This window comes from Psychroflexus planctonicus, from assembly GCF_014640195.1.
GTDB lineage: Bacteria > Bacteroidota > Bacteroidia > Flavobacteriales > Flavobacteriaceae > Psychroflexus > Psychroflexus planctonicus.
Map to the genome: position 1 here is coordinate 118192 of NZ_BMGM01000010.1, position 26173 is coordinate 144364.

Annotated in this window: 24 protein-coding genes and 1 tRNA gene; 5 read left to right on the plus strand and 20 right to left on the minus strand. The window is 34.1% G+C overall.

The features are described 5' to 3' along the window. Nucleotides 1-13 precede the first annotated feature (13 nt). From IEV72_RS11345 to wecB, 5 genes are all read right to left on the minus strand, one after another. Nucleotides 14-1057, minus strand: a complete 1044-nt coding sequence (locus IEV72_RS11345) for a DegT/DnrJ/EryC1/StrS family aminotransferase (RefSeq protein ID WP_229731897.1) — start codon at nt 1055-1057, stop codon at nt 14-16. A 56-nt stretch (nt 1058-1113) separates the two neighbouring features. Beyond that, entirely contained in the window at nt 1114-2313 is a 1200-nt protein-coding gene (locus IEV72_RS11350; RefSeq protein ID WP_188459235.1) for an ankyrin repeat domain-containing protein, read from the minus strand. After that, entirely contained in the window at nt 2310-2726 is a 417-nt protein-coding gene (locus IEV72_RS11355; RefSeq protein WP_188459236.1) for a sugar 3,4-ketoisomerase, read from the minus strand. Before IEV72_RS11355 ends, IEV72_RS11350 begins: the two co-directional genes overlap by 4 nt. After that, nucleotides 2726-3115: a sugar 3,4-ketoisomerase gene (locus tag IEV72_RS11360; RefSeq protein ID WP_188459237.1), complete on the minus strand. Its 390-nt coding sequence runs from the start codon at nt 3113-3115 to the stop codon at nt 2726-2728. Before IEV72_RS11360 ends, IEV72_RS11355 begins: the two co-directional genes overlap by 1 nt. A 524-nt stretch (nt 3116-3639) precedes the next feature. Continuing rightward, nucleotides 3640-4725, minus strand: a complete 1086-nt coding sequence (gene wecB / locus IEV72_RS11365) for a non-hydrolyzing UDP-N-acetylglucosamine 2-epimerase (RefSeq protein WP_188459238.1) — start codon at nt 4723-4725, stop codon at nt 3640-3642. Between the two features lie 477 nt (nt 4726-5202). On the opposite strand from wecB, the gene IEV72_RS11370 reads away from it, so the two are divergent. After that, nucleotides 5203-6465 carry an OmpA family protein gene (locus IEV72_RS11370; RefSeq protein WP_188459239.1) on the plus strand — a complete coding sequence of 421 codons (1263 nt, stop codon included), beginning with the start codon at nt 5203-5205 and terminating at the stop codon, nt 6463-6465. Between the two features lie 602 nt (nt 6466-7067). Next, nucleotides 7068-7418 (plus strand): hypothetical protein, encoded by a 351-nt coding sequence (locus tag IEV72_RS11375; protein WP_188459240.1) that lies wholly within the window; start codon nt 7068-7070, stop codon nt 7416-7418. A 72-nt stretch (nt 7419-7490) separates the two neighbouring features. Here the strand turns inward: IEV72_RS11375 and IEV72_RS11380 are convergent, their stop codons facing one another. Continuing rightward, nucleotides 7491-8117 (minus strand): YqaA family protein, encoded by a 627-nt coding sequence (locus IEV72_RS11380; protein ID WP_188459241.1) that lies wholly within the window; start codon nt 8115-8117, stop codon nt 7491-7493. Nucleotides 8118-8263: 146 nt separating this feature from the next. Here IEV72_RS11380 and aroC point away from each other — a divergent pair, with 146 nt between their 5' ends. Together aroC and IEV72_RS11390 are read left to right on the plus strand one after the other, a co-directional pair. Further along, complete coding sequence (gene aroC / locus IEV72_RS11385) at nt 8264-9343, plus strand: chorismate synthase (RefSeq protein ID WP_188459242.1); 1080 nt, start codon at nt 8264-8266, stop codon at nt 9341-9343. A 30-nt stretch (nt 9344-9373) separates the two neighbouring features. Then, complete coding sequence (locus IEV72_RS11390) at nt 9374-10654, plus strand: dicarboxylate/amino acid:cation symporter (RefSeq protein ID WP_188459243.1); 1281 nt, start codon at nt 9374-9376, stop codon at nt 10652-10654. On the opposite strand, the gene IEV72_RS11395 is transcribed toward IEV72_RS11390, so the two are convergent. From IEV72_RS11395 to IEV72_RS11410, 4 genes are all read right to left on the minus strand, one after another. After that, complete coding sequence (locus IEV72_RS11395; RefSeq protein ID WP_188459244.1) at nt 10633-11232, minus strand: porin family protein; 600 nt, start codon at nt 11230-11232, stop codon at nt 10633-10635. The two genes, IEV72_RS11390 and IEV72_RS11395, sit on opposite strands and share 22 nt — an antisense overlap. 335 nt (nt 11233-11567) lie before the next feature. Then, a complete protein-coding gene (purE, locus tag IEV72_RS11400) occupies nt 11568-12056 on the minus strand; it encodes a 5-(carboxyamino)imidazole ribonucleotide mutase (RefSeq protein ID WP_188459245.1) in 489 nt (162 codons plus the stop codon). Between the two features lie 4 nt (nt 12057-12060). Continuing rightward, entirely contained in the window at nt 12061-13221 is a 1161-nt protein-coding gene (locus tag IEV72_RS11405; RefSeq protein WP_188459246.1) for a 5-(carboxyamino)imidazole ribonucleotide synthase, read from the minus strand. 451 nt (nt 13222-13672) lie between these two features. Continuing rightward, nucleotides 13673-15070 (minus strand): dipeptidase, encoded by a 1398-nt coding sequence (locus IEV72_RS11410; protein WP_188459247.1) that lies wholly within the window; start codon nt 15068-15070, stop codon nt 13673-13675. Nucleotides 15071-15304: 234 nt separating this feature from the next. Between IEV72_RS11410 and IEV72_RS11415 the strand changes: the two genes are divergently transcribed. Beyond that, nucleotides 15305-15386 (plus strand) — tRNA-Leu (locus tag IEV72_RS11415). A 699-nt stretch (nt 15387-16085) separates the two neighbouring features. On the opposite strand, the gene IEV72_RS11420 is transcribed toward IEV72_RS11415, so the two are convergent. From IEV72_RS11420 to IEV72_RS11460, 10 genes are all read right to left on the minus strand, one after another. Then, nucleotides 16086-16229, minus strand: a complete 144-nt coding sequence (locus IEV72_RS11420; RefSeq protein ID WP_188459248.1) for a hypothetical protein — start codon at nt 16227-16229, stop codon at nt 16086-16088. A 2-nt stretch (nt 16230-16231) separates the two neighbouring features. Then, nucleotides 16232-16945, minus strand: coding sequence for a hypothetical protein (locus IEV72_RS11425; RefSeq protein ID WP_188459249.1), 714 nt, complete (start codon nt 16943-16945; stop codon nt 16232-16234). Between the two features lie 282 nt (nt 16946-17227). Beyond that, nucleotides 17228-18682: a hypothetical protein gene (locus IEV72_RS11430; RefSeq protein WP_188459250.1), complete on the minus strand. Its 1455-nt coding sequence runs from the start codon at nt 18680-18682 to the stop codon at nt 17228-17230. A gap of 5 nt (nt 18683-18687) precedes the next feature. Then, nucleotides 18688-18957, minus strand: coding sequence for a helix-turn-helix domain-containing protein (locus IEV72_RS11435; RefSeq protein ID WP_188459251.1), 270 nt, complete (start codon nt 18955-18957; stop codon nt 18688-18690). A 126-nt stretch (nt 18958-19083) separates the two neighbouring features. Beyond that, complete coding sequence (locus IEV72_RS11440) at nt 19084-19899, minus strand: hypothetical protein (RefSeq protein ID WP_188459252.1); 816 nt, start codon at nt 19897-19899, stop codon at nt 19084-19086. A 10-nt stretch (nt 19900-19909) separates the two neighbouring features. Continuing rightward, a complete protein-coding gene (locus tag IEV72_RS11445) occupies nt 19910-21334 on the minus strand; it encodes a phage integrase SAM-like domain-containing protein (protein ID WP_188459253.1) in 1425 nt (474 codons plus the stop codon). A 612-nt stretch (nt 21335-21946) separates the two neighbouring features. Continuing rightward, nucleotides 21947-22081 carry a hypothetical protein gene (locus tag IEV72_RS13705; RefSeq protein WP_262890031.1) on the minus strand — a complete coding sequence of 45 codons (135 nt, stop codon included), beginning with the start codon at nt 22079-22081 and terminating at the stop codon, nt 21947-21949. 85 nt (nt 22082-22166) lie between these two features. Then, complete coding sequence (locus IEV72_RS11450) at nt 22167-24128, minus strand: aconitate hydratase (RefSeq protein WP_188459254.1); 1962 nt, start codon at nt 24126-24128, stop codon at nt 22167-22169. 209 nt (nt 24129-24337) lie between these two features. Next, nucleotides 24338-25120 carry an enoyl-CoA hydratase-related protein gene (locus IEV72_RS11455; RefSeq protein ID WP_188459265.1) on the minus strand — a complete coding sequence of 261 codons (783 nt, stop codon included), beginning with the start codon at nt 25118-25120 and terminating at the stop codon, nt 24338-24340. Nucleotides 25121-25470: 350 nt separating this feature from the next. After that, entirely contained in the window at nt 25471-26163 is a 693-nt protein-coding gene (locus IEV72_RS11460) for a zinc metallopeptidase (protein ID WP_188459255.1), read from the minus strand. Between the last annotated feature and the right edge of the window lie 10 nt (nt 26164-26173).

Sequence of the window (26173 nt, forward strand, 5' to 3'; positions counted from 1 at the left end):
GGATTTTTTACTGTTACTCAAATTTACTCGCTAAGTCTGAAACAATTTCTAAAGCATTTTTTTCCATTCCTACCCACAATGGCAAGCTTATCATAGTCTTAGCCAATTTTTCAGCGATAGGAAAATCTCCTGGTTTATAGCCTAAATGTTTATAAGCTTTTTGGAGATGTGGCGGGATGGGATAATGAATTAATGTACCTATGCCATTAGTGTTTAAATGAGCCTGTAACTCATCACGCTTGTTCGTACGCACCACATAAAGGTGATAGACGTGATCTGCGTTATTAGCAACTTGTGGTAATATTAAATTCGTATCTTTTAGTTGCTTATTATACATTTCAGCTATTTGTCGTCGTTCTTGTGTCCATTGGTCAAGGTATTGTAATTTTACCGACAAAAAAGCAGCTTGCAGTTCGTCCAAACGTCTGTTGAGGCCAATGTAGTCGTTATGGTACTTTTTCTGGCTGCCATAATTTCTAAGGGCTTTGATTTTTTCAGCCAGTGCTTCATCATCGGTGGTTACTGCACCAGCATCGCCAAGCGCACCAAGATTCTTTCCCGGATAGAAACTTACCCCATTAGCATGACCAAAACTACCTGTTAATTTCCCGTTATAGCTTGAGCCGTGAGCCTGGGCGTTATCTTCTACCACAAACAATTCATAAGCTTCAGCCAGCTTCATGATGTGATCCATCTCACAGGCCTGTCCATATAAATGCACCGGCATGATTGCCTTGGTTTTTTTGGTAATCTTTTCTTCTATCAACTCGGGGTTGATGTTATACGTTTCGATCCTTGGCTCAACGAAAACTGGCGTGGCTCCAACAGCCGTGACCGCTAGAACAGTGGCGATATACGTGTTGGATGGCAAAATGACTTCATCGTCTTTACCAACTCCAAGAGCTTCTAAAGCTAGAATTAAAGCATCCAAGCCATTGCTTACACCAACACTATACTTGGTTTGGTTGTATTTAGCGTAGCTGGCTTCAAAAGTGTTAAGTTTCTCGCCCATGATGTACCAATAGCTGTCATACACCTCATTAAAGGCTTGCTGCATTTCAGAGTGTATTCGCTCGTGCATGGGTTGAAAATTAAGAAAAGGAATACTTTGTTTCATTTATAATTAGATAAAAAATTTATTACTGACTGGTTTTTGTATTCAGTAGCATAGTGAAATATATCAAATCCATTTAAATCAAAATGCTTGTAATCGGCTCCTTTATGTAATAAATATTCCAATATCGATAGATTTCCAGTTTTTGATGCATTAGTCATGGCATACATTAAAACACTAGTCTCTTTATTATTAGAATCATTGACATTTGAGATATTATTTTCTAAAAGAAATTTTACGACTTCAAAAGATCCATTAAAACAAGCTACAATTAATGCATTCCAACCTTTATCATTTTTTTCATTTAAATTAAAACCAAGGTCAAAGTATGTTTTGATCAATTCTAAATCATTTTTTGAAGCTTTATCTAATATATTCTCTAGATTATCTTTCAAAAGGTTAACATTATAATCTATTGTTGATATTTCAAAAAGAAAATCGTTTTCTAAAATTAAAGTGCCAGGTTTATTAACTGATTTTATGTGTCTAGGGATAGCTTTTGAAATTTTTACATTCTGATATGATAAAAGCTGGTAGGGTCTGAATGAAAAAGCATTTACATAATTACAGACCTCGAAACAGGTCTTATAAAAATTAATTTTTATACTTTTGAAATCAATTGTTTTATTAGAAAAATAGCTAGCGTTTTCTAGTGACTGAGGTTTTGATTCACATTTATTATTTATGATGGAATCAATATTTTTCTTCAAAAGTTCTTCGGAATACTTGATATAAGAATTATACAATTCTAAACCTGTTGTTCCAAAAGGTATATCAAATTCAATCTGATCTATAATAAAGCCTGTGTCAATACCATTGTCAATTTCATGAAGTGTAACTCCAGATTTTTTTTCACCCCTTAAAATTGGATGCACAGATGTGAACATACCCTTATAAGCCGGTAATAAGGAAAAATGAATATTAAATAACTGTTTAGTTCTAAATAAATCCGTTTTTATGATTCTATCATACTCAAGTGAGATAAAAATTAAGTCATTTATTTCATATAAATCTTCTAATTCGACTTCTTTAATACCGTTATCGTTACAGTATTTCTTAAATGATGGTTGCCAGTCATGTGCAACACCTTTATCATTTTTGTTAGTCAATACAACTACATCATTGTTATTTATGCCTTTACTTATTAATAGCTTTACTCCGAAAACAGCTATTTCATTTTTTCCAGCTATGCAAATCATCTCTGTTTATAACTTATGAAGTCTTGATAACCTCTGATGTAATCGTTTTCATCATACGTATGCGAAGCTAAAACCAAACAAATGGCTCCCGATGAAAAATTATTGATTTCACGCCAAAGTCCAGCGGGAAAGTAAAGACCTTTGTTAGGTCTATTGAGGGAAAAAGTTTCTTTCTTAGTTCCGTCATCAACCACAATATCAAAACTACCTGAAACAGCTACAATAAGCTGTTGTAATTCTTTGTGAGCATGCCCTCCCCTTTCTTCTCCACTTGGTACATCGTATAAATAATAAACCCGCTTTACCTCAAAAGGCACTTCTCTATTGTTTTCCACTACCGAGATATGTCCGCGCCTATCTCCTATCTGATCAATTTCTATCAACTTACAATCGTCTATAGTTGTTGGTTTCATTATAAGTCGTTTATATTTCTAATGTAATCTTTTGCATCAAACTTATGACTGGATAAATGCAAAGTTACGGCGTTAGTCGAATGGTTTTCTATATGTCTCCAAGTTTTAGGTGGTATATAAATGGCATTATAAGAACGATTCAATTGAATTGTCTCCTTTTCACCGCTTTTACTTGTGATCACTACATCAAAGCTACCTGAAAGTGCAATAATTATCTCTTCCTGTTGGTGATAAGCATGCCCACCTCGTTGTTGTCCACCAGGCACATCGTACGTCCAAAACACACGTTCTACTTTAAAAGGAATATGTGTATTCTCTTGAAGAAACGTCAAATTACCTCTGTCGTCTTCAATCTTTGGAAGTTTTAATTTGTTCACTCCAGTTTTCATTAAAATATTTCTTAATTAATAAGATTAAACTCTATCATAATTATCTTCAATCCGCACAATATGGTCTTCACCAAAATATGTTGCAAGTTGTAGTTTTACAAACAGGCAATTTTTATTTTTATGTTTCATTTATTGTGGGTTTTTTGTTATGTGAGTCGGGGCTTCGGTACATTTCTCACTATTGTTTGAGACACTCGTCTTCGATAAAACTCAGTTAAACTGAATTACTCAGCCCGAAAGCCGCTTTTTATAAAATTGTACCGAAGTCCGGGTTTGCTAAGAGATTTCTCCTAGCGTCGAAATAACAAAAATTTTCCCTTGAGGGAAATGCCGCAAGGCAAAGGGTGTTTTACATTCAATTACTTTTCACTTTTCATTTCGTCTAAAATTGACTCATATGTAGTGTCATGAGATTTCTCCTAGCGTTGAAATGACATTTGATTCGTCTTTCACTTATTGGGAGATTTCTCCTATTGTCGAAATGACATTTTAGTTAGTTAGTTAGAATGACAATTTACACTTAACTAAAGTTCTAAAAGCACATCTACTATCCGCTCTGCCGCTTTGCCATCCCATTTTTCAGGGATTTGGCCTTGTTTCCAGTTGCCTGAAAGTAATTTTTCTAAAGCGGGTTTAATCTTTTTGGGATTAGTTCCAATTAATTCATTGGTTCCGATGTCTATGGTTTCGGGTCGCTCGGTATTGTCACGTAAAGTAATACACGGAACATTCATCACGGTGGTTTCTTCGGTGATTCCTCCGGAATCGGTTAAGACTCCTTTGGCGTGTTTTACCAAATAATTAAATTCCAAATAACCCAAAGGTTCTACCAAATAAATGTTTTTCATTTGGATACCGGCTTTTTCTAAAATCCCTTTTGTTCTAGGGTGGATAGGAAAAATTACAGGCATGCCATTGGTATTCTGATCGATGCTTTCTATAAATTCTTTTAGTTTGGCTTCTTCGTCTACATTGGCAGGTCTGTGCATGGTCATGACCAAATAATGTTTCGGTTTCAAATCCAATTCATTCCAGACTTCAGGTTGCTGGAAACGACTTTCATTAGCACGAAGCGTGTCGATCATTACGTTACCTACAAAATGAATTTGTTCTTTTTTATGTCCTTCTTTTAATAAATTTTCTCCTGCTAAAGTTGAAGTTGTAAAAAAATAATCAGTAATGCTATCGGTTAACATGCGGTTGATTTCTTCGGGCATGCTTCTATCCCAAGAGCGAATTCCTGCTTCAACGTGAGCTACCTTTATATTTAATTTTTTGGCTACAATGCTACAAGCCATCGTAGAAGTAACATCTCCAACTACCATGACTAAATCGGTTGGATGAGCTAAGACTTCTTTTTCAAATGCCAATAAAATGGCGGCAGTTTGTTCTGCTTGAGAGCCACCACCGCAAGCTAAATTTACATCAGGGTGAGGAATATTCAATTGTCTGAAAAAAGTTTCACTCATTTTTTCATCGTAATGCTGACCTGTATGCACTAAGCGATAGTGAATTGATTTTCCTTCATCTTGCGCCTTTTTAATGGCATGTATAATAGGAGCAATTTTCATGAAGTTGGGTCTTGCGCCTGCTATAAGTGTAACTTTCATTGTATGTATTTTGTTATTATAAAATTGTGTTTTACTTAGAAAAACTAAATTAAAGAAGCGTCGGTTTCGCGTTTATATCAAATGAGTTAAGTTGAATAACGGCTTCGCCACAGCCAGTCCCAAAATGAGACTAACTAAACACAACAAGTAATGCAAATGTAAAAGCTTTCTTAAATGAAATCCTGTATAGAATTCATTTTAACTTTAAACAGGTTAAAATATTTAGGAAAGAATTGAAAAATAGAAGAATTCATTTATGAAACTTACATTGGCTAATTATAGGCAAAAATCGTAAAATTTATCTGTTACACAAGAAAAATTTTAAAGAATAAAATTTACATATAAAATTGTATGAATCACATAATCAAATGTATATTTAAAATTAAATTTATGTTTATGTTGCATATAATGAGTTGAAAATGTTTGTCAATAGATTTAACTACATTATATTTGCCAAATAATTTAAAATTAACAATCATGAAAAATAATACACTTCTAGCTGTATTTTTATTTTTAACGGCAACAACCGTATTTGCTCAGGAAGATTTCAATAAATGGTCTATAGATTTTGGAGCAGGTGTAAACAAAGCAACTGAGCCTTACAGTCTAGGTTTTGATCAAAATCAGATGTCAGACCTTGCCTTAGAAGTTGGCGCAAGATATATGTTTAACGATCGTTTTGGTTTACGAGCAGATTTTGGATATGCAGATATTCAACCTTCTTCTGGAAGCTTTGATTTTGAATCAGAATTTATGCGTTTTGGTGTTCAAGGGGTTGCAAATTTAGGAAGCATTATGAATTTTAGAGATTGGACAAACCGATTTAACTTACTTGGGCATGCAGGAGTAAGCTACGGCAGAAACAAAACTCAATTTGTATCGGAAACTGACCAATTTATTGGTATTACTGGTGGTTTGACACCACAATTTAAAATAACTGATCGCTTTGCATTAAACTTAAACATAACCGCAATGGCTTTTGATTCAGCCGATTTAACTTGGGATGGTGCAAGTGATGGTACTAGACGCGGTTTTGACCATAAAATGTTTACGACTACTTTAGGTTTATCCGTTTATCTAGGGGACAACGAGCAACATGCTGATTTTGTTGATAACTCGAAAGTAAAACAACTTGAAAAAGAAGTAGAAGAAATTGAAGGTCGCTTAGCTAAGTTAGAAAGTGACTTACAAGATGATGACCGTGATGGCGTTCCAAATTATATAGATACAGAGCCAAATACGCCTACTGGAATTCGCGTAGATTCTAAAGGAAGAGCAATTGACGTGAATAAAAATGGCATTCCAGATGACATGGAAAGTGCATTAAACAAAACGTTCTTAACACAAGAAACAGCTGAAGAATCAGGCATGATGGGTGATAATGCTAACCAGCTGGCTAAAACTTTATTAAACGAAGGTTATGTAAATGTATATTTCAAGTTTGATAGTACACAACCTGAGATTTATTCTTTTGATGCAGTAAATTATATGGTAACTTATATGCGTAATAACCCAGATGCTACTGCTAAATTAACTGGTTATGCAGATCAAGTAGGAAATACAGAATACAATAACACCTTATCTGAGCGTAGAGCTAAAAAAGTATACGATATTTTAGTTAATGCAGGTATCGATGAAGGTCGCCTAGAATACCAAGGTGGCGGAGTTGATGAATCTGTTGATGCTAATGCTAAAGAAGCAAGAAATATTGTTAGAAGAGTTACTTTTGAACTTAACTAATTAATATTAATATTAGAATTTAAAGCCGCATCATTCCGATGCGGCTTTTTTTATGTACATACTTTTTGTTCAGCATAAATGAATAAGTTTGATTGAAATTTTTTCCTACAGTATAATACCGAAAGGCAAAGAATGTTTTTGTGTGTTGACCTTCAACTACCCTTAGCCTTCCCTTAATGGAATGAACTTAACTTATGCAGAGTACAAATGAAAATTTTGTTTTAATTGTCACTTGCCATTAAATAAAATTACAAAATTTCCTGAAGCTTGCACTTATCAAACAAAATAGGCAGGCTGACATTATGCTATCTATTGTAACTCAAAATGCACAACGACTTTAGGGTAAATTTCACAAGCGTTTTCTTTAATTACTCGGTTACAATTGATTAACTTCTATGAAATGTTACAATATAGTATGATTCTGTTGATTTAAGAAACATCTTTTATTTCATTTATAATCTATTTATACCAAGCACCAGTTGGATAAAAGGAGTAAATGCTATGAAAATCAATTATTTGACGCTTTCATTTTATAAAATTCAACTTTACTTTATTGGCATTGAATAATAAATCTTATATTTATCCCATAAAATACATTATTCATGAAAAAAATATTTACACTTTCACTTTTAGCTTTTGCATTTGTACTAGGAAGTTTTTCGGGCGTAGCTCAAAAACTTGATATGGAAAAAGTTTATTTAGATTCTAAAAAAACAGCTTACAGTATAGCAGAAGAAATTAATTTAGATGAAGACGAAAGACTATTACTAGTTCGCCAAATTACGGCTAGAGAACAGTCTATAGCTAAAGTAAAATTCAACCAAAAACAATCTAAGACTGAAATAGATTACAACAAGTATGTAGAACAAGCCAATGTAGAGTTCAAACGTAATGTAGCTGATTTATTTGGTGAAGAAAAAGCGAAAAGAATAATTTCACTTTACGAATTTTAAAGACTAAACTCAGGCTAATAACTAGTCAAAAAATTAATTAAAGCCTTGCTGTATTCCAGCAAGGCTTTTTTATTACAGTGCTCCAAAAATAGCAACTCCATATATTGCAAAACGAAGAAAACGCAATAATCCAAAAAGTAAAAAACTACCAAAAGGAAACTTAATAATTCCTGCAGCCATACTGGAAATAGCAAATGGCAACGGAAGTACTGCGCCTGCAATAATCAACAATCCACCCCATTTTCGCATATTTTTGATATGCTTAGCCATTTTTACTTCCAAATACACAAAAACGGAAGGAATGCTAGCAAATCCACGGCCAACAAAATAAGAAATTATCCCACCTAGATAAGACAACACTCCTAAAAATGATAGTAAATACCATTGGTATTCTTCAAATTTGCCTGCCCAAGCTATAAATATTTCGGGCGGTATTAATCCTAAAATAGATTCTGAAGCAAAAAAAACAGCGAGTACACCTAAAGGATGAAAATTTTCAGTTACATACACCAGAATATCATTAATATCCATTACAAAAAAATGAATTCCTAAAACCACAGCAACAAAAGCTGCTATAGGAATAGCTGCCTTCATCATACTTCTACCAATGAAACTGTAAAAACCAGTATATGTGTAATATTGATGTAACAGCTTCCACCTTGGTTTCTTGTTACTTTTATTGGATTGAGATTTTGACATGTAGTTAATAAGTGAGCTTGCAAAAATAGTTGTTTGCTATTTGTATTATATCAAATAAATGTGAAATCTTATTAGATACATGAGTGAAGTTGTAATAAAACTTTTGTAAATCTGCACAATCGTTTACATTTGTTGAAAATGTTGTAATGTCAGGAAATAGCTTCGGAAATATATTTAAACTTACCACTTTTGGAGAATCGCATGGGGTTTCAATAGGTGGTATTATAGACGGTTGTCCAGCAAATATGTTGATAGATATTGAAGCTATTCAGCAAGAAATGCAACGCCGGAGACCTGGACAATCTAAAATTGTTACCCAACGTAAAGAAACAGATGAAGTTCAATTTAAATCTGGCTTATTCGAAGGGAAAACCACAGGAACTCCCATCGCATTTGAAATTTTAAATGCGGATTCTAAATCGAAAGATTACGGACACATCAAAGATGTGTATCGTCCTAGTCATGCTGATTTTACTTACCAAAAAAAATATGGTAATCGAGATTACCGCGGTGGCGGAAGATCTAGCGCTAGAGAAACCGCATCCCGGGTTGTAGCAGGTGCCATTGCTAAGCAACTTCTACCAGAAATAAAAGTGAATGCATTTACTTCTGCAGTTGGTTCATTAAATTTGAACAAGACGTATCAAGAATTAGACTTCAGCAATATTGAAAAAAATGCGGTTCGCTGTCCAGACCTTCAGTTAGCTGAAGAAATGGAAACTTACATCAAACAAATCAGGAAAGAAGGCGATAGCATTGGCGGAGTTATTACTTGCGTAATACAAAATGTATCTGTTGGTTTAGGTGAGCCTGTTTTTGATAAATTGCATGCCGATTTAGGAAAAGCCATGCTTTCTATTAACGCCGTGAAAGGTTTTGAAATTGGAAGCGGTTTTGAAGGAACTAAAATGAAAGGTAGCCAACACAACGATTTAATTGAAGCAGATGAAAAAACAACCACCAATTACAGCGGTGGCGTTCAAGGCGGAATTTCAAATGGAATGGATATTGTTTTCAAGGTTGCGTTCAAACCTGTGGCTACGCTCATGCAAAAACAAAAAACCATCAACATACATCAAGAAGAAGTTGAAATGCAAGGAAAAGGCAGGCATGACCCATGTGTTGTGCCTAGAGCAGTGCCTATAGTTGAAGCTATGGCGGCTATGGTAATTTTAGACCATTTACTGATGCATCGTTCCAGAGAGAATTTCAACCCAAATCAATAGTTCTTTTATATAAATCAAAATCATTTTTGAATGCAGAAAAAGTTAGCTTTACATTGGCAAATATTATTAGGAATGGTACTAGGCGTTTTATTTGCCTTAGCGCTAAGTTATTTTGAATGGGGTTCAAAATTTATAACAGATTGGATCAAACCCTTTGGAAATATATTTATCAATGCACTAAAACTGATTGCTGTTCCGTTAATTCTGGCTTCCTTAATCAAAGGAGTTTCCGATTTAAAAGATATTTCTAGTCTTTCTAAAATGGGTTTTAAGACCATTCTCACCTATTTAGTCACAACCGTTATTGCTGTAAGCATTGGTCTTACGGTAGTTAATGTATTTCAACCCGGAAAATCCATCACCGAAGAAACACGAGAAGAACTTATTGAAAGTTATGGCGGCGATGTGGAAACCAAAAAGCAAGCGGCTCAAGCACAAAAAGATCAGGGACCGCTTCAACCTCTTGAAGATTTAGTTCCTGATAATATTTTTGGCGCTGCAACAGATAACGGAAATATGTTACAAGTTATCTTTTTTGCTATTTTCTTTGGCATTGCACTAATCTTAATTCCAGAAGAACAAGCTATACATGTAAAAAACTTTTTTGATGGTTTTAATGAAGTCATCTTAAAAATGATTGATCTCATCATGCTAACTGCACCTTATGGTGTTTTTGCCTTACTAGCTGCATTGGTTGTAGAAGCACCAAGTACCGATTTATTTGTTGCGCTTTTCTATTATTCCATTTGTGTAGTGGGTGGACTATTACTTATGATTGTTTTTTATACATTAATGGTGTGGTTTACCACCAAAAAAAGTCCATCAGAATTTATTAAAGGTATTTCACCCGCTCAACTTCTTGCCTTTTCAACCAGTTCTAGCGCTGCCACACTTCCCGTAACTATGGAACGTGTAGAAGACCATTTGCATGTAGACCCAAAAGTAAGCAGTTTTGTGTTGCCTATTGGCGCTACGATTAATATGGATGGAACTAGCTTATATCAAGCAGTTGCAGCAGTTTTCATTGCACAAGCATTTGGTATGGACTTGAGTTTTGCTGCTCAAATCGGAATTATAGGAACGGCCACACTAGCTTCCATTGGATCTGCCGCCGTCCCTGGTGCTGGAATTGTAATGTTGGTCATTGTACTTGGGCAAGCAGGAATTCCTGAAGCTGGACTAGCTTTAATATTTGCAGTAGACCGACCGCTAGACATGTTTAGAACCAGTGTAAATGTAACAGGTGATGCCGCTGTAGCCATGTTTGTTAATAAGACAACTTCCGTAAATCAAAAGGACAAAGCTACATAAAGCTGAAATACGGAATTCCTTACATCATCACCAAGGTAATTGGCTACATCATCATCCATGATGTTTTGTAGACCATAATGATAACGAACACCAATGGTTAATGGCTGCAGTTCAATATTTGCACCGCCAACTAAACCGTAGTCAAACTTTTTGAAGTTGTCACTGCTAATATCGTCTGAAAAATTAACGCCATTTGAAGTTTCTCCCGAAACACTTGTATTTACTAAATACGCAGCATACATCCCACCTTCTAAATTAATTAAATTAGCAAAACTAACGGAAGCCATTAAGGGTAAATCGATATAACCTAAATTTAAACTTGCTTCGCCTAGGTCACCTTCAACTTTTGAACCTTTTGTGGTGTAACCCAATTCCGCTTGTAGATAAAACATATCTTCAATCAATGCTGTTTTAGTAGTTAAACCAACATTAAAACCAGGCCTTAAATTAGTATCATCTGGTTCGTCTGCAAAAAAATTAGACAGGTTTAAACCACCTCTAACTCCAAACCGAGTTTCTTGCGCAAAGATTTGCGTAAAAGAAAATAACACAATTACTAAAACTAAATACTTTTTCATGATTCTGATTTTTTTAAAGGTAACCTTAAAAAGATAGGAATACAGCTAAGTTAATGGTAAATAATACCAAATGAAATACTAAAGAAGTAATGTGAGATATTAGATATTAGATATTAGATATTAGAAGTTAGAAATATGAGATTTGAGATATTAGATATTAGAAGTGAGATATTAGATATTTGAACTTCCCTGAATAGCGTTGACCGTTTTGTTATAAATACTAGGCTGCTTTGTACTTTTAATATTGTACTCCTAGTACTTCTAATATCGTACTTCTAATATTACATTTTATACTTCTCAAAGTAGCAAAGTTCGATTCCGCTAAAATAGCTAAACTACTTTTTTTGAATGCTTTTAGCTCCTTCGATAACCTTTTGTTTAAGTGAATCCTTGTAATCAATGATTTGCTGTTGAATTTCAGCATTACTTGAACCTAAAATTTGCGCTGCTAGAATTCCTGCATTTTTAGCTCCGTCTAAAGCAACAGTGGCTACTGGAACACCACCTGGCATTTGCAAAATCGATAAAATAGAATCCCAACCATCAATAGAATTTCTGGATTTTACAGGAACACCTATTACAGGTAAGGGAGAAAGCGCGGCAATCATTCCCGGTAAATGGGCTGCTCCACCGGCACCTGCAATAATTACTTGTAAACCTCGTGTGTGTGCATGGTTTCCATATTCCATTAATTTTTCTGGAGTTCGATGAGCCGAAACAATGTCAACTTCTACAGAAATAGATAAACTTTCTAAAAAATCAATTGCTTCTTGCATAACGGGCAAGTCACTTGTACTTCCCATAATTATTCCTACTTGTGCCATTTTCTTATTTTTTAGAAATTACTTTTATCTTCTTTTTTACTTGTTCTGCAATTTTTCGCGCTTCATTTATATCTTGATGTACAATACTCACATGTCCCATTTTTCGAAAAGGTCGAGTTTCACGTTTCCCATAAATGTGTGGAGTAACGCCAGGCATTTGCATGATTTCCTCAATATTTTGGTAATGTACATTTCCAGTATGATCTGCATCACCCACCAAATTAACCATGACCGCAGCCAATTTTTGTTGGGTTTCTCCTAATGGCAAATCTAAAATTGCTCTTAGGTGTTGTTCAAATTGATTGGTATAACTGGCTTCAATACTAAAATGTCCAGAATTGTGGGGTCTTGGTGCTACTTCGTTGATTAAAATTTCATCATTTTCCGTTTGAAAAAGCTCAACTGCCAATAATCCTACATGCTGAAATGCCTCGGAAACGCGCATAGCTACTTTTCTGGCTTTTTGCTCTACTTCTGCTGAAATTCGAGCTGGACTCAACACGTATTCTACTTGATTGGCTGTTGGATGAAACTCCATTTCCACCACTGGATAGGTTTTGATTTCACCTGAAACATTCCTCGCTACAATTACTGCTAATTCATTTTTAAAAGGAATTAAATCTTCACGCATACAAGCTGTTTCAGGTAAAGGAATTAAATCTTCTTGCTTTTTAATCACACTTACACCTTTGCCATCGTAACCGCCCTTACAAGCTTTCCATACAAATGGAAAATCTACTTCCTTGCGAATAATGGCTTCAGTGAGTTCTGCTTTAGAAGTGAATAGTCTAAAGTTGGCTGTAGGTAACTGATGCTCTGCATAAAATTGCTTTTGAATGCCTTTATCTTGAATTTTCAAAAGTGTTTCAGCTGAAGGATACACCTTTTTACCTTCTTTTTCTAATTGTTGAAGCGCTTCTAGGTTTACACTTTCAATTTCGAAAGTAAGCACATCTACTTTACGACCAAACTGAAGCACTGTTTCGTAATCTTGTAAATCGCCTATTTGAAATTGATTAGCAGCTAACTTTGCTGGAGCTTCTGGATTGGGATCTACTACTGAAGTAGCAATGTCGTATTTACGGGTTTCATACAAAAGCATTTTACCCAATTGACCTCCACCTAAGATTCCGAGTTTAAAATCTGAAGAAAAGTAATTTTTCATAGTGACAAAAATAATTAAAAGCAATTGAGAAGCATTTTAAAATTGAAATTTAATTGAATAATATGTCATGGAGTAATATAGGTCTGAGCTAATTGGGATAGCTCAAATTTGCAATCCAGAATTTCTATTCTGAAAGTTGGTGTTTACAAACTGAAAGCTAATTTATAGCAGAATCCTGAAAATAGGTAACTTATATATGTAGTTTTGCATACTTCAATTTTAAAGAAAGTAAAAACCACTACTGCTTATTGATGAACTAAAATTACGTATTTAAGTTTAAATCTGCGTTAGGGATAGCAATGAAAACCCGTAAAGTAAAAAGTTTTAAAAAAATAAGGCTTAGTAAAGCTACGTTAGAAGCTTCGCTAAGCCTATATTTTTTGACTTTGTACTGCAGCGCGTTGTAATGTATAGCCCGGCGCCAAGCTTTAGTTGGCGCAACGCCCAATTACTACTTATTATTTTGAAACAAATCTGTAAAATGTTGATAAAAATACGGTATAGTTTCGATGCCTTTTAGGTAATTCCAAATGCCAAAATGTTCGTTAGGACTGTGAATGGCGTCGGTATCTAGACCAAATCCCATAAGAATGGTTTTGCTGCCCAAGTTTTTTTCGAACATAGAAACAATGGGAATGCTCCCGCCACTTCGCTGTGGAATGGCCGATTTACCAAAGGTTTCCTGAAAAGCCTTATCGGCTGCTTGGTACTCGATTCCATCGATTGGCGTTACATAAGCTTGCCCACCGTGATGCGGTTTTACTTCTACTTTTACGCTGTCGGGTGCTAGGCTTTCAAAATGATTTTTAAAGAGTTGTGTTATTTCTTTCCAGTCTTGGTTGGGTACTAAACGCATAGAAATTTTAGCATAAGCTTTACTCGGAATAACCGTTTTTGCGCCTTCGCCAGTATAACCGCCCCAAATTCCGTTCACGTCTAAAGTTGGACGGATTGAATTTCGCTCGTTAGTAGTATACGTAGCTTCGCCGTGAACGTTCTTGATTCCGATTGCCTTTTGGTAATTTTCTAAATTAAAGGGCGCTTCGGCCATTTTTGCACGTTCATCTTGGCTCAAGTCTTCCACTTGATCATAAAATCCAGGGATGGTGATATGGTTGTTTTCGTTGGTAAGTTGAGCAATCATTTGCGTGAGAATATTGATGGGATTAGCCACAGCACCACCATACAAACCGGAATGTAAATCGCGATTGGGTCCTGTAACTTCTACTTCAACATAGCTCAATCCACGTAAACCCGTGGTAATGGAAGGTGCGTCTTTACTAATCATTCCTGTATCGGAAATTAAGATAACATCATTACTGAGTTTTTCTTGATTTCTACTTAAAAACCATTCTAAACTTTCGCTGCCTACTTCTTCTTCGCCTTCAATCATAAACTTTACATTACAAGGCAGCGCTTCATTTTTAGTCATGAATTCCATTGCTTTTACGTGCATGTACATTTGCCCTTTATCGTCGCAAGCTCCACGGGCAAAAATTGCGCCTTCGGGATGTAATTCTGTTTTTTGAATCACTGGCTCAAATGGTGGCGAATTCCACAAATCGATAGGATCAGGCGGTTGCACATCGTAATGTCCGTAAACGAGAACGGTTGGTAGGTTCTTATCGATTATTTTTTCGCCATAGACAATTGGATAACCTGGAGTTTCACAAACTTCTACCGTATCGCAGCCTGCTTCTTGAAGTCGGTTTTTCACTTCTTCGGCGGTCAGCAAAACTTCTTTTTTGTAATGTGGATCGGCGGAAACGGAAGGTATTTTTAGCAAGCTAATCAATTCGTCTATAAAACGTTGTTTATGTTGCTCAATGTAATTTTTGGGTGATTTCATATTTTAATCTTTTGTGGTTGAAATATACAAATAATCGATTTTTTTCTTGAAGCAAATGCAGTTTAATTCTAATCTTTATTTATATTTGCACTCGCAAATTTTATTTGCATATTTATATTGAAAATGCGGACGTGGTGGTCCCGAAGTTTCGGGAAGTAGACCTGTCTAACGACAGGCAGGCACGCTGGAGATATGATTACAAATTAAAGTTCAGTACAAGTTTTGAAATAGAATGCGGGCGTGGTGGAATTGGTAGACACGCTAGACTTAGGATCTAGTGCCGCGAGGTGTGAGAGTTCGAGTCTCTCCGCCCGCACTTTTTTAAAAGCTAAATAGTTGTTTTTCAATTGTTTAGCTTTTTTTGTGCAAAAAACTGTACTATATATGTACTAGAAATGTTTGTTGCTCAACTCTTAATCAGTTTTAAGGCTGCAATTGAGTGAAGCTAATAAAATTCAATAGCTGTTTACTTCAATGGCTTCTTACTTCAATAGCTTTTAATCTGAATAGCTGTTTACCTGAATAGCTTTTAATCTCACATAATCTTAGCTTATTTCTTTGACTTCAAATAAAGTGTTCTAATGCGCTCAAATGTTTTTGCTTATAACTTATTCATTCGTTTGCTATAAGCTGTTAAGGCGTTGGCTGTGATGCTGTGGTAATAAAAAAAAGCTAAGTTTTAAGAAAGTTTGCCCTATGTGAAGCAATATTTTACGCTCTGCATTTTATAGGCATTCTGCATTGATTTGAGACCTGTTATATTTATTGTTACTTATATACTTGTTTTTCAAAGAAATAAGGGTTTTATGTAGAAATTTCTCTATATGCTGCCTAGTTTGCTAGTGTTAAGCTATAAAATATAACAACTGAATTAAGATACTGGAATTAAATTTTATTTGCTGTGGTTCTGGTGCTGCTTCGCCTTAGCTCCGTTGGCTGTAAAAACAAAAAACCCGCCTATTAAAGCGGGTCTCTCTCAATTAATCAAAATCTAAGTAAGGTTATGACGTGCCAATTACTTAAACATCAATGCGTAAAACGTTGCTTCGCTATCCAGTTTGAAATTATCGTGAAGCTTGTAGCCTTTTTTCAGTAAGGCATTTATTTCGGTTTCCAATTCTTTTGGATTGTAGCAACGTAAAATTTTTACTTCATTCATAATTATAGTTTATAGGTTAGAATTTCGTTGTAATTGAAAACAACATTGTTTAATTGATAATCACTATCACTTGCTAAGTATTTCTTAACTGCATCATAAATAAATTTCGGCTCAAATTCTAATTCCCTTGAAGCTTCGATAAATTTATTAATTGATACGATTAACTCCTTTTGCTCATTATTCAATAAGTACATCTCAAACGGCTTTTTAGGTATGTCTAGCTTCACTTTATTGCCAGTAATTGTAAACATATCGCCAATACGATAATCTCGCTTTTTGGGGGCTTTTTTGAATATCTTTTGCTTATATGGGTCTTTGCTATGGTATGCATTCTCGCAATGCTTAAAAAAACCATCATTAAAATCATATAACTGCTCATTTCTATTGATTAGATTATTATATGAGCTTTGCAAACTCTCGATATTTGAAGTTTCAATTTTTCTGCGTTCCTTAAAATCTTCTGGACTTAATTTTAAATCTTTAACCGTTGTAGATTTTTTATATTCAGCATCTACATATTGGTTAAGTATTTCAATAAAATTGCCTTTGCTTAATTCCTCTAAGGTTTTAATCTCAATTTTATTGCGCTTAAATTCATCTCTAGCATCCTTTATACATTCAATGGGTGCGTTAACCGATTTAGCTAAAACATCATGCCCTTGTTGGTCGGATTGTATTTGTAATTCCTTTTTTGTTTTGAAAATTGATAAATTCATATTTATTTGATTTTTGGCGGCATATTAAAGTTTTAAAATTGCTGCCCTTGTTAATATTAATATTCTGGTTTTGTAGTGCAAGTAGGGATATTTCTGAAATACTTTTTATATAGTGTTTTTTCTCTATGCGTATATTTTTAAAATTGCCCTACTTCGACTACTTTTTTAGCTTAAGCCTAGTATTTACGGCGCATTAGCCTTGTAGGGGACTTCTTTAAACTTATGTGAAGTTGTAGGGCAAAGCTTTATTTTGATAAATAATAGCTGCATTAGTCTAGTTTTTTAAGAAAAACAGAATTGCTCAAAGCCTCCTGAAGTTCGAAAGTCAATTTTAATATTCATATAACTGACGTATGTTTTAAGCCAATTTTTCGCAATTTTACTTTTAACACTGTTTTCATTAGAGTTAATTTCAAGCTTTGAAGCAAGCTCTTTAAGACTGTAATACTCATTATTGAAATAATCACTTTCAATCAGTTCAACAAATAATTTTGAAGTATTACTTATAAGGTTTTGCCTTTTCAATTCAGGGTCTTCATAACTTAGTAAACCATTTTTTAAATAAAATTGAATGCATTGCATCATAAAATTGTCAAATGCTAAATATTCGCTTTCATTCCATTGCAGAAATAAAAGCTTTCCTAATTCTTTTTCAGGCTTACGGTTTGCGTTAAAATGATTGTTTAGAATTACTAAATGTTTTCGGTCTGTGAAACTATCTGTATTCTGTGGGATTGTGTAATTCGTTGTTATTGCTATTTTTGGACTATCAGCAAATTCTATTATCATTTTTTGCGTATGCTTACGCTGTACATCCATTTTATCAGTAATTTGACTAAACAAGTCTTCAAAATCAAAGCTTTTACCAACGTCCTGAATAACAAATAATCTCGTGCTGTGGTCAATACTTTGATAAACAAATTTATCCCGTTTTAAATCAAGGTTTTTGCCGTTATACTCAACTACGTTTGTAAACTCGCTAAATGACTTTATTATAAGTCCCTTTCCGCTTCTGCCGTTAGGTTCGTTTGTCGCTTGGGATAAAACATCTGTTATAATTACGGCTTTAGCATTAGCGGGATTTTTAAAATCGTGTAATAAATAGCCTTTTGAGCTGCAAACGCTATTAAAGTGTTCATCTGAATTTGTGGCAAGGTTCAAAAATTCCTTATAATCTGAATTAGTAGAAGACTTTTTAAAATTGTCTACATCTGGATTTATTTCATCCAGTATTTTATAAGGTCTGTTTATAATGGTTTCCTTAAAAATATACTGCTTACGTTTTTGAAAATCTTTGTAAGGAATTGTTTTAATTTCGTTAGCTGTAACCTCAACAACGCAATTATTATAAAAATATCGACTTGTAGAAATATCATTTTTGTACGGTTTTAATTCAATAGGTTTTAAGCTACCTAATAAAGCTTTTTTAGTCATTAAATATTTTTCTCCATGTTCTAAAAAAATGCTTTCAAAATCGCTGTTTTCGGCTTCTACATATTTCAAACAATAATTAAAAACATCTTGAGGTGTAAATACTTCGACTACGTTATAGGTAACTTTTACAACTTTTGAAAGTTGGCTAATTTTTAGCGTTCTAAATCCGTTAACTTCTAAAAACTTTTTGAGTTTACTAACTACTATTTTGTTTCCGTTCCAAAAATCTAATTTTTGAAAATGCTTATCTTTGCCCTGTAAATCTTTCAAAATATTACTAAGGCATTGGGCTAATTTATCCATTGCCTTTATTTTTTCAGTTCTACAATAGCGTTTTCTATATCGTTGGCTTTGTATAAAACTCTGCCGCCAATTTGATAGGCTGTGAGTATTCCACGAGTAGTATAATTGTGTAAAGTGCCAATAGTAATATTTAGCATCTTTGCCACTTCGTGCCTTGTTAAATACTTTGTTGAGCTTGCTTTAGGTTGCAAGTTGGTTTTTAATTCAGCTAGTTCGCTTCTAAGTGCCTTAATATCGTTGGTAAGGCTTTCAGGGATTTGAATTTCTATATTCATAAGACTATAATTTTTTAGGTTAAATCATAGTGCAAATTTATATAGTGTTTGTACTTAATTTGTTGGTTTTTAATACTTTATAGTAACATTAGTTATATCAGTTACATCAATGTAACTATATTTTAATTAGCCGTTTTTAAATCTAACAAATAATATTTCATTTTCCTTTTCAAAGCTTTCCATGTTAGGTAAAATATCTTTGTAAGGTTTTGAATTTTTGTTTATTGCCTTAGTTGGGTTTTCTTTGAAATCTCTTATCAGTTTATTGTAATTTGCGCAATCTAAATCTAATTCTTCTTTGGTGCTTTTACCATTAAATAGCATTTTAAAATAACCAACTAAATCAGTCGCATCAAAATCAATATCTATAAAATTCCTTTCAGCCAACAAAAGTATTAAGTAGTTGAATTTTTGTTTTTTCCCTTTATTTAAGTCTTTAACTATTGAATTTTTAAAGTGTTTCAAAAGTTGTTTTTCAATTTTTTCAATTTCTTTATCATTAAAATTGTTGGAATTAATTAAGAAGTCTTTAAGCTGTTTTGGCTTTTTTTCTTTGGTCTTATATTTCTTTTTGCTGCCCTTAGATTGAGTTTTATCTGGCGTATGTAAATCAGTTAAAAGCATCTCGAAATTATTTCTAAGACTTTGTAAAGCTTCGATTTTATAATCTTCATTATTTACGTTAACATTAGAGTTGTTTTTGTACTTATATAAAGCTTCGTTTATTTCATTAATAAATCTTTCTAGCATCTTAATTTTGCCGCTTTTAGCGTGGTTTTTCTCGCTATTATATTGAGTATTCAAACTATCATATAAGCCACTAAAATAGGCTTCAAAATCCTTTCTTTGATTGATTATATTTTCAGCGTTGTTAACTCTCATTTGCTTTTCAAGTGCTGCTAATTCATTTCTATTTGCTGTATTCTCTTTTTTGGTTTCCATTTTCATAAAATTATTGGTTTACTGCATCGTTTCTAACTACTTCTAAAGTTCTTTGCTTTGTCTTATTAGCATCCATATTAGCAAAGCTGTCATAAGCTCTATTTGCTTTGTCCTTGTCTGGTAAAACAATATAATTTAGAAACTCTTTTTCAGTTGTATGACCTGTAAAATACATTAAATTAGGGGTGCTTATTTTACTATAATTCAAGGTTGCAAAGGTTCTACGCCCTATATGGCTGCTAACTAATTCCCACTTTTCAAACTTTCCTAAAACATCCCTATAATCATATTTAGTTGCTTTTGATTTATCGGTTTCAAGGCATATTCTTTTTTTGCCCTCACAAATTGAATTTAGCTTTGCCACTTTGCAAACTTCTTTAATGAAATCGTTATATTTTTGGTCTGAAATTTGGCGTGGAAATTCTCCATTTCTCTTATTTAAAATATCTATTAACTCGCTTCTAATTGGCAAGTACATTTCATGACCTGTTTTTTGCTGAATAAATTTCAGAAATTTACGTCCGCTTTCGTCTGTGTTTATCATATCGGACTTAAAACGCATAAAGTCGCTTATTCTCTGCCCTGTGTAGATTGATATTAGTAACCAATCTCTAGCATTTTCTAAATAATCGTGTTTTAATTCAGCCTTTTTAATTGCATCAATATCCTCGTAGGTTAAATATATTTTTGGGCTTTTGGCTTTTGTGATTTTAAAATCAGTTTCAAATATTACATCATTCACTTGCAGCCCTTTTTTTGATGCGTGTTTGCAAATTGTTTTTATCCTTTGAAAATCTCCGCTTTGAGTATTTTGAGAATATTTATATTTGGTTGAAAAACTTACAAAATCCGCTTTAAAATAGTCGTCTATATCTGTTATTCTGTATGTTTTATTGAGTTCAGCTTGTAACCTTATTATTTTGTTTTTAGTAGTGTTAACTCGCTTTCTTTTGCTTTCTTTTAGTTCATTAATTGCTTTCATATCCTGCAAATAGAAATCAATAAAATCAACTAAAATAGTAGGGTAAATTCGCTTTTCAACTTTAGGGGTGTAGTATTCTTTGATTATACTTTTTAACCATTCCTTATTTTCTTTGGTTGGCTTATCTTGTTCGTACTTTTCTAAAATAAAGTTTTCTAAGTTTTTTGTTTTTTCATTTATCTCATTTAGTTGGCTGCCTAAATTAGTGCCGCTTAATTTTTGATAGGATAATAAACGAACTGGCAAAACAGAATAATTTTCTAAATTCCTACCGTCTTTAAGCTTTCCATTTTTGTCTTTTTTAAGTTTTCCATTCCAAAATTCTTTTGAAGTATGAATTTTCGTATTTGCTTCAAATTGGTAAGAATCATTATTAACATCCTTATCCTGTAACCTTACTTTTAAAGGTGCGTTTTCTTTATGTGAACGATAAATAAAATTTACACTAGCCATATCATATTTGTTTAGTACAAATATATAAAAGTTGTACTATAATTGTACTAAAAACTTGTATTGCTTTATATTGCTTTATATCTATTTATACTTTTAAGTCAACAACAACAAGGGTTTACGTATGTTTTTAGATACAAATAAATATGTTAAAATACAATGATAGTGTTATTTCCGCCCGCACTTTTTAAAAAAGCTCTTCACTTAGTTGAAGGGCTTTTTTTATGCAGTAAAATTTGTTGATAATAGTAAGAGACGAGAAGTTTACCCTGAGCTTGTCGAAGGGAGTCTCCCTACCTATAACGGCAGGCAAGTCCGCCCGCACTTAATAAAAAAGCTCTTCACTTAGTTGAAGGGCTTTTTTTATGCAGTAAAATTTGTTGATAATAGTGAGAGACGAGAAGTTCACCCTGAGCTTGTCGAAGGGAGTCTCCCTGCCTAACGGCAGGCAAGTCCGCCTGCACTTAGCAAAAGCTCTTCATTAAATTGAAAGGCTTTTTTTATTCCGCAAAAGTTTGATATAACTTGGTGATGCGCGAAGCAATTGAGATTAAAAGCTTCAGATGTGTACGTTAAATTTGTACTATAGGTATACTAAAATTCTTTATTCATCAATTAATGGTTATTTGATTCATTTTCTTTTATTTCTTTTAAAACTTTTTCAAATTTTGATAAAATAGATTCGTCATCACAATTCAAAATAAATTGAATAATTTCTAGCTTTATTGTATTCATTTCAGATGCTGTCATTTCTTATGTGTTTATTTCAAGTTGAGAAAAAAATCTAAAAATAATAGATATCGCTTTTCGAATTGAGCTTTAAAAAATACTGTAATTAAAGACGTTCTCTAAACTCGTTGATAATTCCACCTTTTATGAGTATTTCAATCTGGCGATTGCTTAAGGTGTGTTTGGTTTTTATCGTTTTATTTTCCTTATTCGATTTATGAATAACCACTTCAATCGGTTGATTTGATTTTATGGAATTAATGACATCTTTTAACTCTATATCATCACCTTGATCTATCAATTCATAATCTGATTCATCGATGAATTCTAAAGGTAAAATTCCAAAGTTGACTAAATTTTGCCATGCAATTCTAGCATAACTTTTCGCAATCACTGCAACCTGACCAAGATATTTAGGTGCTAAAGCAGCATGTTCACGACTTGAACCTTGGGCATAATTATCTGCAGCTACTACAACGTGTCCGCCTCTCGATTCTCTTACTTCCATTGCTCTATCGTAAAATGTATCATCGATTACAATGTATGAATATTTGCTTATTTCAGGAAGATTACTTCTAAAAGGAAGAACTTCTGCACCCGCTTTTAAAATTTCATCAGTAGAAACATTATCACCCATTTTCAGTAAAACTGGAACCTTGTACGACTCTTTTAATGCTGGAATTTCAGGTAAAGATTTAATATTTGGTCCTTTTTCCAATTTAATAGATTCGTTATCATCTAATGGAGCTACAAGCATTTCTGTGTTTATAATTTCGTAAGTAGGATACTCAAATTTGGGATATTTCATGTTGAATTCCTTTTCCATATCTCTTGGATCTGTGATTTTTCCCATCAAAGCAGAAGCAGCAGCAGTTTCTGGACTACACAGATGAACTTGGTCGTCTTTAGTTCCACTTCTATCTGGGAAATTTCTAGGCATGGTTCGTAAACTTATTGTTCCACTCGCAGGTGCTTGTCCCATTCCTATGCAACCCATACAACCGGATTGATGAAATCGAGCACCTGATTTGATAAGGTTTCCAAAAGCTTTATTTTCAATCATGTTTTGCATGATTTGTCTTGAAGTTGGATTGATGTCGAAACTCACTTCTGGACTTATACTTTTGTCTTTTACAATGGCACTGGCCATCCAAAAATCCCGCAACCCAGGATTAGCAGAAGAACCAATTACTACTTGACTTATTTCTATCCCTTCTACTTCAGAAACAGGAACTACGTTGCCAGGACTGGTAGGTAAAGCAATAAGCGGAACCAAATCATCTAAAATGATTTCTTCATGAAAATCATATTCGCAATCTTCATCAGCTAATAGTTCTACCCAATCTTCTTCTCTTTCTTGAGATTTTAGAAAACGTTTCGTTTCTTCATCGCTTGGAAACACAGAAGTAGTTGCGCCCAATTCAGCACCCATATTGGCAATTACATGACGATCCATTGCACTTAATTCTTGAAGTCCATCCCCATAATATTCAATGATTTTTCCAACACCACCTTTCACATCATGTCGTCTCAGCATTTCTAACACCACATCTTTGGCACTTACCCAATCGGGTAGTTTTCCTGTAAGTTTTACGCCCATTACTTTGGGCATTTTTACAAAATAAGGTTGTCCTGCAATGGCTGCAGCTACATCCAATCCACCTGTCCCAATGGCTAACATTCCTAGAGATCCTGCGGCACAGGTGTGCGAATCTGAACCTACTAAAGTTTTACCCGGTTTTCCGAATCGTTCCATGTGTACAGGATGACTCACTCCATTTCCAGGTCTACTGAACCACAAACCGAATCGCTGTGCAGCAGATTTCAAAAACTTGTGATCATCTGCATTTTTAAAGTCGGTTTGCAGAAGGTTATGGTCTACATATTGTACAGCCACTTCTGTTTTTGCTCTATCCAATCCCATCGCTTCAAGTTCCAGTTGCACTAAAGTTCCAGTGGCGTCTTGCAATAAAGCTTGGTCTATTTTTATCCCAATTTCTTTTCCAGGCTTCATATCGCCTACCATTAAATGAGATTCGATTAATTTCTGAGTTACATTCTTTGCCATAATATGTTGTATTTAAATTATTAAATTAATAAATATTACAACAACAAGCCTTTCAATTAACAAAATTTAATCTCAATCTAACATTTTCGTATTTGATTTCAATTTCAAAAATTGATTTTGAGCAAGCAGGGAAACAATTGAAATTTGTTTGAGCGGATTTGAAATCCGCTCTAGCTTCGTTGAAGAAATGCGATACACTTTAAAACTTCCTACTCACCCTTAAATTCTGGCTTTCGTTTTTCCATAAATGCAGTAACGCCCTCTTTGTAATCTTGGGTTCGCGCGGAAGCAATTTGTAATTTCGATTCCAAAGCTAATTGCTCTTCTAAAGAATTGCTCATGGATTGATTGAAAGCAGACTTGATATTCGCTAAAGCTTGGGTAGGCATATTCGCTAATTTTCCAGCTAATTTCTGCACTTCATCGTCAAAGGTTTCCGAAGAAAAATAGGTATAAATCATGCCCATGCGTTCGGCTTCAATGGCATCTACTTTATCGCCCAACATCGCTAATCCACTAGCTCGTTGAAATCCGATTAATCGGGGTAAGAAAAAAGTGCCTCCTGAATCGGGTATCAATCCTATTTTGCTAAAAGCTTGAATAAAACTGGCTTTTTCGTTGGCAACCACGACATCGCAAGCCAAAGCTAAATTGGCTCCTGCTCCAGCCGCAACGCCATTTACCGCAGCAATAACGGGTTTTGAAAGCGAACGAATTAAAGTTACTATCGGGTTGTAATGTTCTTCTAGTATTTTTTTAAACCCCGGATTCAATTCGGGATTGGTTACTTCTTGCAAATCTTGACCTGCACAAAATGCTTTGCCTTCACCAGTTAAAACTACTGCACGGATAGCTTTGTTTTCCGCACAAGCTTTTAATTCGTCTTGCAGCAATAAAGCCATTTCACGATTGAAACTGTTGAATTTATTGGGTCGGTTAAATTTGATGTAAGCAACTTTATTTTTGATATTTACGAGAATACTTTTTTCCATTTTGTACTTATTCATTTAACAATTGTTGTATTTCAGTTTTTAATTTTAGTAAATGATTGACCACAATACTCCAAATCAATTCATCAAAAATCATATTATTTATGAGAATAATTTTATTGACTTAGGCTTTAAGTAAATATTAAAATTATTCATTGTTCTCTGCGTTCTTAGCGTCTTAGCCGTTATTTAATACTCACCGCAAAGACACGGAGAACGCAAAGCTTGTTGATGTTTATTTCAAACATAAATATACAAATCTATGAACATTAAGGGAAATAAGAATCAATAGATTTCACAAACAAAAAAAGCCAATCCGAAGATTGACTTTTTTATAATTCGTTTGAAAGACTTTAATCGCGCCCTAAATAAATCATGATGAAGTATAGTAAGGTTGCTAATGAACCTACTGCAGCAACTACATAGGTTCGAGCTGCCCACTTTAAAGCATCTTCAGAATCTTTGTATTCGTTTGGCGTAACAATATTGTGGTTTTTTAACCAAGCAAGCGCACGATTACTGGCATCGTACTCTACAGGAAGGGTTACGAAACTAAACAATGTACCCAAACCAAACATGATAATTCCTGCCAAAAGCACCATTTGTCCTACCCCAACGCTGACCATTCCGTATAAAATTAAACCACCGAAAATCACCCATTGACTATAGGTAGAAGCTACTTGTACAATCGGCACCAACTGACTTCGCATTTCTAACCAAGAATAAGCTTTGGCATGTTGCACAGCGTGACCTACTTCGTGAGCTGCAACAGCAGCCGCAGCGGCGTTACGTTGATTGTAAACCGCTTCACTTAAATTGACTGTTTTCTTGCGTGGGTCGTAATGATCTGTCAATTGCCCAGGTGTTGAAATTACTTTTACATCGTAAATTCCGTTATCGGACAACATTTGCCTAGCGATTTCTGCGCCCGACATTCCGTTTTGTAAATGTTGTTTTGAGTATTTTTTAAACTTCTTTTTCAAGGCACTGCTTACGTACCAACTTACCAGCATAATTGCGCCAATAAGTACATAATATCCCATCATAATCTTTACT

Bases quoted from the DNA above. Each gene is read 5' to 3' on its own strand.
- IEV72_RS11345 (WP_229731897.1), bottom strand. From the start codon at position 1,057: ATGCAGCAAGCCTTTAATGAGGTGTATGACAGCTATTGGTACATCATG.
- IEV72_RS11350 (WP_188459235.1), bottom strand. From the start codon at position 2,313: ATGATTTGCATAGCTGGAAAAAATGAAATAGCTGTTTTCGGAGTAAAG.
- IEV72_RS11355 (WP_188459236.1), bottom strand. From the start codon at position 2,726: ATGAAACCAACAACTATAGACGATTGTAAGTTGATAGAAATTGATCAG.
- IEV72_RS11360 (WP_188459237.1), bottom strand. From the start codon at position 3,115: ATGAAAACTGGAGTGAACAAATTAAAACTTCCAAAGATTGAAGACGAC.
- wecB (WP_188459238.1), bottom strand. From the start codon at position 4,725: ATGAAAGTTACACTTATAGCAGGCGCAAGACCCAACTTCATGAAAATT.
- IEV72_RS11370 (WP_188459239.1), top strand. From the start codon at position 5,203: ATGAAAAATAATACACTTCTAGCTGTATTTTTATTTTTAACGGCAACA.
- IEV72_RS11375 (WP_188459240.1), top strand. From the start codon at position 7,068: ATGAAAAAAATATTTACACTTTCACTTTTAGCTTTTGCATTTGTACTA.
- IEV72_RS11380 (WP_188459241.1), bottom strand. From the start codon at position 8,117: ATGTCAAAATCTCAATCCAATAAAAGTAACAAGAAACCAAGGTGGAAG.
- aroC (WP_188459242.1), top strand. From the start codon at position 8,264: ATGTCAGGAAATAGCTTCGGAAATATATTTAAACTTACCACTTTTGGA.
- IEV72_RS11390 (WP_188459243.1), top strand. From the start codon at position 9,374: ATGCAGAAAAAGTTAGCTTTACATTGGCAAATATTATTAGGAATGGTA.
- IEV72_RS11395 (WP_188459244.1), bottom strand. From the start codon at position 11,232: ATGAAAAAGTATTTAGTTTTAGTAATTGTGTTATTTTCTTTTACGCAA.
- purE (WP_188459245.1), bottom strand. From the start codon at position 12,056: ATGGCACAAGTAGGAATAATTATGGGAAGTACAAGTGACTTGCCCGTT.
- IEV72_RS11405 (WP_188459246.1), bottom strand. From the start codon at position 13,221: ATGAAAAATTACTTTTCTTCAGATTTTAAACTCGGAATCTTAGGTGGA.
- IEV72_RS11410 (WP_188459247.1), bottom strand. From the start codon at position 15,070: ATGAAATCACCCAAAAATTACATTGAGCAACATAAACAACGTTTTATA.
- IEV72_RS11420 (WP_188459248.1), bottom strand. From the start codon at position 16,229: ATGAATGAAGTAAAAATTTTACGTTGCTACAATCCAAAAGAATTGGAA.
- IEV72_RS11425 (WP_188459249.1), bottom strand. From the start codon at position 16,945: ATGAATTTATCAATTTTCAAAACAAAAAAGGAATTACAAATACAATCC.
- IEV72_RS11430 (WP_188459250.1), bottom strand. From the start codon at position 18,682: ATGGATAAATTAGCCCAATGCCTTAGTAATATTTTGAAAGATTTACAG.
- IEV72_RS11435 (WP_188459251.1), bottom strand. From the start codon at position 18,957: ATGAATATAGAAATTCAAATCCCTGAAAGCCTTACCAACGATATTAAG.
- IEV72_RS11440 (WP_188459252.1), bottom strand. From the start codon at position 19,899: ATGGAAACCAAAAAAGAGAATACAGCAAATAGAAATGAATTAGCAGCA.
- IEV72_RS11445 (WP_188459253.1), bottom strand. From the start codon at position 21,334: ATGGCTAGTGTAAATTTTATTTATCGTTCACATAAAGAAAACGCACCT.
- IEV72_RS13705 (WP_262890031.1), bottom strand. From the start codon at position 22,081: ATGACAGCATCTGAAATGAATACAATAAAGCTAGAAATTATTCAATTT.
- IEV72_RS11450 (WP_188459254.1), bottom strand. From the start codon at position 24,128: ATGGCAAAGAATGTAACTCAGAAATTAATCGAATCTCATTTAATGGTA.
- IEV72_RS11455 (WP_188459265.1), bottom strand. From the start codon at position 25,120: ATGGAAAAAAGTATTCTCGTAAATATCAAAAATAAAGTTGCTTACATC.
- IEV72_RS11460 (WP_188459255.1), bottom strand. From the start codon at position 26,163: ATGATGGGATATTATGTACTTATTGGCGCAATTATGCTGGTAAGTTGG.